Annotated in this window: 1 protein-coding gene; it reads left to right on the forward strand. The window is 46.9% G+C overall.

From position 1 onward, the window contains the following. On the forward strand, positions 1-676 hold a 676-nt coding region (locus R7R24_RS27300), incomplete at both ends, for a PTS sugar transporter subunit IIC (protein WP_318120214.1).

Raw genomic sequence — 676 nt, forward strand, 5'->3', positions numbered from 1 at the left:
ACCATCTTTGTGTCGCTCGGTGTCGCCTACAGTCTGGCGAAAGCGTACAAAATGGATGGGATCACTAGCGCGGTTTTATCTTTAATGTGTTTCTTGCTGGTGGCTGCACCAGCTCAAGATGGCTCGTTAGCGATGAAACACATGGGCGGTACAGGGATCTTCACTGCAGTAATGTGTGCCTTCTTTGCTGTTGAGCTGTATCGATTTATGAAAAAGCACAACATCACGATTCGCATGCCAGAGCAGGTGCCACCTGCGATCGCGCGTTCTTTCGAGGTGTTACTGCCTGTTCTAGCTGTGTTTGTCACGCTTTATCCATTAAGCATCTTCGTTCAAACCCAATACGACATGTTGATTCCTGATGCAGTTATGGCGATGTTCAAGCCATTAATCAGCGCATCAAATACTTTGCCTGCCATCATTGGTGCACTACTCATGTGTCAATTACTTTGGTTTGCAGGGATTCATGGTGCCGCGATTGTGGTTGGCCTTCTATCGCCAATCTTTCTAACAAACATCAGTGGAAACATCGACGCATTTGTTGCTGGGCAACCTGTTCCGAATATCTTCACTCAGCCGTTCTGGGACTTCTATATCTTCATTGGTGGTTCTGGTGCGACGTTAGCGTTGGTTCTACTGATGTCATTTAGCCGCTCTGTTCACCTAAAAAGTATCG

It is taken from the genome of Vibrio sp. 704 (assembly GCF_033339295.1).